This window comes from Nocardia sp. NPDC058497, from assembly GCF_042720195.1.
Classification (GTDB): Bacteria; Actinomycetota; Actinomycetes; order Mycobacteriales; family Mycobacteriaceae; genus Nocardia.
This window is the reverse complement of sequence record NZ_JBHXMY010000360.1, coordinates 1-6,192: the sequence shown is the minus strand read 5'-3', so window position 1 is coordinate 6,192 and position 6,192 is coordinate 1. Positions and strand designations below refer to the sequence as shown.

The 6,192-nt window shown below is 68.0% G+C and carries 9 protein-coding genes and 1 pseudogene; 7 read left to right on the top strand and 3 right to left on the bottom strand.

What is annotated here, in order from left to right; genetic code table 11:
- The coding region (locus ACFWPJ_RS21925; protein WP_378854103.1) for a helix-turn-helix domain-containing protein at positions 1-566 on the top strand (566 nt) is incomplete at its 5' end.
- Positions 567-627: 61 nt separating this feature from the next.
- Positions 628-765: a hypothetical protein gene (locus tag ACFWPJ_RS21920; RefSeq protein WP_378854101.1), complete on the top strand. Its 138-nt coding sequence runs from the start codon at positions 628-630 to the stop codon at positions 763-765.
- Between the two features lie 7 nt (positions 766-772).
- Here ACFWPJ_RS21920 and ACFWPJ_RS21915 read toward each other — a convergent pair whose 3' ends face one another.
- The gene (locus tag ACFWPJ_RS21915) at positions 773-1,357 is read right to left on the bottom strand and encodes a TetR/AcrR family transcriptional regulator C-terminal domain-containing protein (protein WP_378854099.1); all 585 of its coding nucleotides are present in this window, start codon (positions 1,355-1,357) and stop codon (positions 773-775) included.
- Positions 1,358-1,508: 151 nt separating this feature from the next.
- On the opposite strand from ACFWPJ_RS21915, the gene bioB reads away from it, so the two are divergent.
- The 5 genes from bioB to ACFWPJ_RS21890 all read left to right on the top strand — a co-directional run bounded on the left by bioB (position 1,509) and on the right by ACFWPJ_RS21890 (position 5,202).
- Positions 1,509-2,522 (top strand): biotin synthase BioB, encoded by a 1,014-nt coding sequence (gene bioB / locus ACFWPJ_RS21910; protein WP_378854097.1) that lies wholly within the window; start codon positions 1,509-1,511, stop codon positions 2,520-2,522.
- Between the two features lie 26 nt (positions 2,523-2,548).
- On the top strand, positions 2,549-2,758 hold the full coding sequence (locus tag ACFWPJ_RS21905) for a hypothetical protein (protein WP_378854095.1): 210 nt from the start codon (positions 2,549-2,551) through the stop codon (positions 2,756-2,758).
- A gap of 2 nt (positions 2,759-2,760) precedes the next feature.
- Positions 2,761-3,405 (top strand): DUF2567 domain-containing protein, encoded by a 645-nt coding sequence (locus ACFWPJ_RS21900; protein WP_378854093.1) that lies wholly within the window; start codon positions 2,761-2,763, stop codon positions 3,403-3,405.
- 72 nt (positions 3,406-3,477) lie between these two features.
- A complete protein-coding gene (locus ACFWPJ_RS21895) occupies positions 3,478-4,011 on the top strand; it encodes a DUF1353 domain-containing protein (protein ID WP_378854091.1) in 534 nt (177 codons plus the stop codon).
- An 87-nt stretch (positions 4,012-4,098) separates the two neighbouring features.
- Positions 4,099-5,202 (top strand): AI-2E family transporter, encoded by a 1,104-nt coding sequence (locus ACFWPJ_RS21890; protein WP_378854089.1) that lies wholly within the window; start codon positions 4,099-4,101, stop codon positions 5,200-5,202.
- Positions 5,203-5,471: 269 nt separating this feature from the next.
- On the opposite strand, the gene ACFWPJ_RS21885 is transcribed toward ACFWPJ_RS21890, so the two are convergent.
- Together ACFWPJ_RS21885 and ACFWPJ_RS21880 are read right to left on the bottom strand one after the other, a co-directional pair.
- Positions 5,472-5,960: a nitroreductase/quinone reductase family protein gene (locus tag ACFWPJ_RS21885; protein WP_378854087.1), complete on the bottom strand. Its 489-nt coding sequence runs from the start codon at positions 5,958-5,960 to the stop codon at positions 5,472-5,474.
- A gap of 80 nt (positions 5,961-6,040) precedes the next feature.
- Positions 6,041-6,145, bottom strand: a pseudogene (locus ACFWPJ_RS21880) (NUDIX hydrolase); the annotation flags it as partial.
- Positions 6,146-6,192 lie beyond the last annotated feature (47 nt).

Here is a 6,192-nt window from a genome sequence, read left to right as displayed (position 1 = left end):
GTGCCGAGGTGCACGGGCCGTCGTCGTCACACATGTATCGGGAGCTTGCCGGAGTCGGCTCGGTGTTCGGTGTCGCGTTCCGGCCGGGCATGTTCCGCCCGTTTCTCGGTGGTCCGGTGGCAGACCTGCGGAACCGGATGGTCGATGCCGCAATGGCTTTCGGTCCCGATCTGCCGTCGCCTGTCGACGTCGAATCGGTTGAGCGGTTCCTGCTCGATCGCCTGCCCGCCCCTGATCCGCAGGCCGAACTCGCCGCGCGAGTGGTGGCCGCTATCGCCGGGGACACCGGTGTGACCAGGGTCGACGCGATCGCGGACCGATTCGGCCTCAGCGTGCGCGGGTTGCAGCGGTTGTTCGCCGACTATGTCGGCCTCGGCCCGAAATGGGTGGTGCGCCGCTATCGCCTGCACGAGATCACCGAGCGTCTCGCCGAGCGAACCGACATCGATTGGGCTGCAACCGCCGCCGAGCTCGGGTACGCCGACCAGGCACACCTCAGCCGCGACTTCCGCACGATCTTCGGTGAACCACCCACCCGCTACGCGCGGCGTTACGAACTGAGGTAACGGCGTGCTCGGCTGCCCCGACAGTGGTAGTGAACCGAAGTAACGACAAGGAGTGGACACAATGGGATCTACCGATGTCATCAACTGGCTGGTCGAGGGCTATCACGCGGGTGATCCTGTACGGGGACCGATCTGGATCGCGTTCATGTACGCGATGATGCCGTTCCAACTGCTCGCCATGATGACCGGCAGCGGCTAGCTCGCGCTCAGCGCACGCGCGTGCCGAGAATGGTGCGCACACCCGCGATGAACAGTTGCAGCCCGAAGTCGAAACGAGCTGTGGGGTCGGGGGTTTCGAGCAGGGGAGAGGCTCCGTCGGGCAATGCGCCGACGGAGTCCATCTGCATGCGGGACTGCTCGTCGACGGTCTGGCCGAGGACGTAGTAGAGCAGGGTGTAGGCCGTGAGTTCGGCTTCCTCCCTTGTCATTCCGGCCCGGATGACGATGCCGGCGAGGCGTTCCCGGGCCTTGCTGGTGGTCAGGCGCGAGGCATAGGTGGCCGAGACCAGTTCGGCGCCGTCGCGGTAGGCGAGCAGGCAGTTGCGCAGGCGGTGGGCGAGTTCGGTGAGCTGCTCGGGCCATCCGGTGGCCGTGATCGGCTCGTCCATCGGCGCCAGGATCCGGTCGGCGACCGCGCCGAGCAGCGACTGCTTGTCCTTGACGTGCCAGTACAGCGCGCCCGGCTGCACCTGCAGCGAACCGGCGAGCCTGCGCATCGTCAGATCGGCGAGTCCGTACTGGTCGAGAATGTCGACGGCGGCATCGACCACATCCGTCTTCCGCAGCTGCACACGCGTCCTTCCGTTCGAATTCACCGACCCGGGTGTCGTGTCTCACCCCTAGCAGCTACCCTAGCCTGAACACCGTTCAAGTTGCACGGCTACGCCGGGTGGATCACACCCGTGCCACGTGCACGTACCCCCGTCGAAGGGACATCACGTCGTGACGCAGGCACCCGTCCAGACCGACATCCTGGCCATCGCCCGTGAGCAGGTGCTCGAGCGCGGCGAAGGCCTCACCGAGGCGCAGACCGTCGAGGTGCTGCGCCTTGGCGACGATCGCCTGGAAGCGCTGCTCGAGCTCGCCCACGAGGTGCGGATGAAGTGGTGCGGCCCCGAGGTCGAGGTCGAGGGCATCATCAGCCTCAAGACCGGCGGCTGCCCCGAGGACTGCCACTTCTGCTCGCAGTCGGGCCTGTTCCAGTCGCCCGTGCGCGCGGCCTGGCTCGACATCCCCAGCCTGGTCGAGGCGGCCAAGCAGACCGCCAAGACCGGCGCGACCGAGTTCTGCATCGTCGCCGCGGTCCGCGGCCCGGACGAGCGCCTGATGGCGCAGGTCGCCGCGGGTGTCGAGGCCATCCCCAACGAGGTCGACATCCACGTCGCCTGCTCGCTCGGCATGCTGAACCAGGAGCAGGTCGACCAGCTCGCCGCGATGGGCGTGCACCGCTACAACCACAACCTCGAGACCGCCAAGTCGCACTTCCCGAAGGTCGTCACCACGCACACCTACGAGGAGCGCTGGGACACCCTGCGGATGGTGCGCGAGGCGGGCATGGAGGTCTGCTGTGGTGGCATCCTCGGCATGGGCGAGACCATCGAGCAGCGCGCCGAATTCGCCGCGCAGCTGGCCTCGCTCGAGCCCGACGAGGTGCCGCTGAACTTCCTCAACCCGCGCCCCGGCACCCCCTTCGGTGACCTCGAGGTGCTGCCCGCCGCCGACGCGCTGCGCGCCATCGCCGCGTTCCGCCTCGCGCTGCCGCGCACCATCCTGCGCTTCGCCGGTGGCCGCGAGATCACCCTCGGTGACCTCGGCGCCAAGCAGGGCATGCTCGGCGGCATCAACGCCGTCATCGTCGGCAACTACCTGACCACCCTCGGCCGTCCCGCCGAATCGGATCTCGATCTGCTGGGTGAGCTGAAGATGCCGATCAAGGCGCTCAACGAAACCCTCTGAGGCAGCGGCACAGTAGGGTGACTGATATGGACGAGCGCTATAACCCGTTCACCGGCAAGCGGATCGTGCCCGGACTCGACGATGCGATGCCCGCATCGGCCGCGCTCGGGCTCGAGCCGCCGCGGTTCTGCGAGCAGTGCGGCCGGCGGATGATCGTGCAGGTGAGCCCCGACGGCTGGTGGGCCAAGTGCTCCCGGCACGGGGTCATCGAATCGGCGCAGCTGGAACGCCGGTAGTGGTGGCCGAGGTCGGCGCCGGGCCGCGCCCCGAGGTGCTGCGCCGTGAACTGATCGGCGTCGGTGTCGTCGCGGCCGCCGTGCTCGCGGTGAGCGCGGCGGCGGGCGTGGCCTGGGGACTGCTCGCGCCGACCGAACGGCTGCGGGTGACCCAACCCGGTCGTGCCGCCGTGCTCACCGGCGAGAGCCTGCACCTGTTCGACGCCGTCGGGATGTTCCTGTGCCTGGGTACGGTGGTCGCGGTGCTGAGCGCGGCCGCGGCCTGGCGGGTGCGGATCGTGCGGGGGCCCATGCTGGTCGTCGGAATCCTGCTCGCCTCGGGTCTCGGTGCCGCGGTGATGATGTGGGTGGGCGAAGGGGTCGCCGAGCTCAGGCATCCGCGTCCGCACGATCCCGCGGTCGGGCAGATCGTCGCGTTGCCCGCCGAGGTCGGCACCGATCTCGCGCTGCTGGTGCAACCGTTCCTGGCCGCGCTCGTGCTGTTGTTCCTCGCCGCACTGCACCCGCGCACCGATCTCGGTTCCGGCACTGCGGGTTTGCTCGGCGACCTGCGCCCGGCCGAGATCGACGACTATCCGCAGGCGGTCGAGGTCCGGGAGTATCGGCCCAGCGGCGATTTCGATTCGAGTCCGCAACCGCGCGCCTGAGCGCGATTTCACGTCGCCCTCGACCTCTACCATCGTCTATAGCAGCAGGTAGACGGCTCGAGAGGAGCGGTCGTGGCATTCATCGGTGGTGGTCCGGTCGTCGAGGAACTGGACGCGAAATTCTGGCGACTGATCGAGCCGCTCACGTATCAGGGTGCGGTCCAGACCTTTACGGTCCCCGCCGGTTTCCGCACCGACTTCGCGTCGGTGCCACGTTCGCTGGTCTGGCTGATCCCGCGCTACGGCGCCTACACCCGGGCCGCGATCCTGCACGACTACCTGTGCCGCACGGACACGATCAGCCGTGCCGACGCCGACGGCATCTTCCGTCGCTGCCTGCACGAGTTCGCCGTCTCGACGCCGCGGCGCTGGATGATGTGGGCCGCAGTGCGTCTGGGTAGCAGGCTGCGTGGCGCGACACCCGGTGATGTCGCGCGCTGGGTCGTGATCGCGGTGCCGTCGGTGGTGTTCCTGACGGTGCCCGTCGTGGTGGTGACGTTGTCGCTGTGGCTGTTCTGGGTGGTCGAGCTGGTCTTCTGGGCCGTCGGGCGGCTGGGCAGGCGGACGACGGAGCCACCGCCGGCGCCGCAGATGAAGACCGCCTAGCCGGATTTCATCCAGAACGGGCGATGTGGGCTGCCCGTGACCTCCCTAGCGTCGGTTCGGCGAGTTCACCAGACCGAGGGAGTGTCGATGTCCGAGCCGAGCACGGGCGCCGCGGTGCCGCCGTCCTGGTCGATTCCCCGCGGACTGATCGTCCTGCTGTCGCTGGCGGCGGCCGTCGTGGTGATCGGGGGGCTGAAAGTCTTCTCCGGCATCGTCGGACCGGTCTTCCTTGCCCTCATGCTCACCATCGCGGTGCAGCCGTTGCAGAGCTGGGCGCAGCGGCGCGGGCGGTCCGCGTGGGCGGGGATGGTCATCGCCCTGCTCGCGGTGGTGGCGATTCTGCTCGGAATCGGCGGGGCGCTGGCGGTGTCGGCCTGGCAGTTGGCCTCGCTGCTCCCGGAATACGCCGACAAGCTGAACTCGCTGCTCGACAATGCCCGGGGGCTGCTGTCGGACCTGGGCATCAGCTCCGACCAGATCCACAAGGTGCTCGACGGCATCGATGTCGGCAAGGTGGCCGAGTTCGTCGAGCAGTTGCTCGGCGGAGTGATCGGAGTCTTCTCGAATCTGTTCTTCGTCCTCGCGCTGCTGCTGTTCATGGCCGTCGACGGGATGACGATGGACAAGCGGATGGCCGTGGTGCAGGAGCAGCGGCCCGCCATCGCGAACGCGCTGCTGTCCTTCGCCGACGGCACCCGCAAATACCTCGTGGTATCCACGGTATTCGGCGCGATCGTGGCGGTGATCGACGGTGGCGCACTGTGGTTGATGGGGGTGCCGCTGCCGATCCTGTGGGCGTTGCTGTCGTTCATCACCAACTACATTCCGAACGTCGGGTTCGTCATCGGCGTCATCCCACCCGCGCTGCTGGCCCTGCTGGACAGCGGGCCGGTGCTCATGATCTGGGTGATCGTCGTGTACTCGGTGATCAACTTCGTCATCCAGTCGATCATCCAACCCAAATTCGTCGGTGACGCCGTCGGTTTGGGTGTGACCGTCACCTTCCTGTCGCTGGTGTTCTGGGCGTGGGTGATCGGCGCGCTCGGTGCCCTGCTCGCCATCCCGCTGACCCTGCTGGTCAAGGCGTTGCTGCTCGATATCGATCCGTCGACGCGGTGGGCCGATGTGCTGATCGGCGCGCCGCTGCCGAAGAAGGTGCCGGAAGAAAAGCGAGAAGCGGAGCGACCGTGACGAGGTGCTGGTGCGCACCGGAAAACCGGTGGCGCCCAGCGCGGCTGCTCGCCTACCGTCGACAGGTCATATCCACACCGGGGGAGGAACGGCCGTGCGCGCCACCGAGAAGACCGAGACCGAAGCACCGACCGAGCGACCCGATCTCGCCGCATGGCGGCGCCGCCACGCAGTGCGCAGTTCGTCCGCCGCCACCGCGGTGCCCAGCGGGCGGACGTACCGGCGATCGACGAAGCATCGCGATCGCCGATACGAATCCTGATCTGCTCCTAGGTGTTTCGGGTCAGAACCACCAGGGGCAGCGGCTTGTCGACCTTGGCCTGATACTCGGCCAGCAGTGAGTTCTCCGCCAGCGCCCAGGCGGCGAACTCGTCGTACCTGGCACCGGTGAGCACCTCGGCCGTCGCCGCGAACTTCTCCCCGCCCAGCTCGATCGTCACCCGCGGATCGGCCTTGGCGTTGTGGACCCAGGCCGGATACCGATCCTCGATGAACGAGCTCACATACAGGACGTCGCCGCGATACAGCGCGCCCAGCGGAACCACATGCTGCTTACCGCTTTTGGCGCCGGTGGTCGTCAACAGCAGCAGTGTCGCCCCCGCGTAGTCACCACCGACCCGACCGTTGTTCTCCCGGAATTCCCGGACGACCCCGTCGTTCCACCCGGCCATCTCCTCGGCCGAGTACTCCCGGTTCCACGGTGCGTCCGGGTCGTCGCAAGAAGTGATCTCTTTCGCGTCCGCCGCGTTGTTGTCCATGCGAGCAGTGTGACAGCGACCACCGACAGGTAGCTCAGGGCGAACTGCCTGTCGGCGCTGATGGGCGAGGTCGCTCGCAATCAGGTCGGTGGGCGCAGTGCGGCGAATTCGTCGGTGACGCGGAGGCCGGAGTCGGTGAAGCGGTAGAGGGCGGCGGGGCGGGCGCCGGCGCGGGCGGGGGGGGCGGGGGGGGCGGGGGGGGGGTGTTACGATCGGGGGGAGAGGGCGCGTG

Excerpts from the sequence above, each read along its gene's own strand:
- ACFWPJ_RS21885 (WP_378854087.1), bottom strand. The coding sequence starts at position 5,960 with ATGGACAACAACGCGGCGGACGCGAAAGAGATCACTTCTTGCGACGAC.
- ACFWPJ_RS21890 (WP_378854089.1), top strand. The coding sequence starts at position 4,099 with ATGTCCGAGCCGAGCACGGGCGCCGCGGTGCCGCCGTCCTGGTCGATT.
- ACFWPJ_RS21920 (WP_378854101.1), top strand. The coding sequence starts at position 628 with ATGGGATCTACCGATGTCATCAACTGGCTGGTCGAGGGCTATCACGCG.
- ACFWPJ_RS21905 (WP_378854095.1), top strand. The coding sequence starts at position 2,549 with ATGGACGAGCGCTATAACCCGTTCACCGGCAAGCGGATCGTGCCCGGA.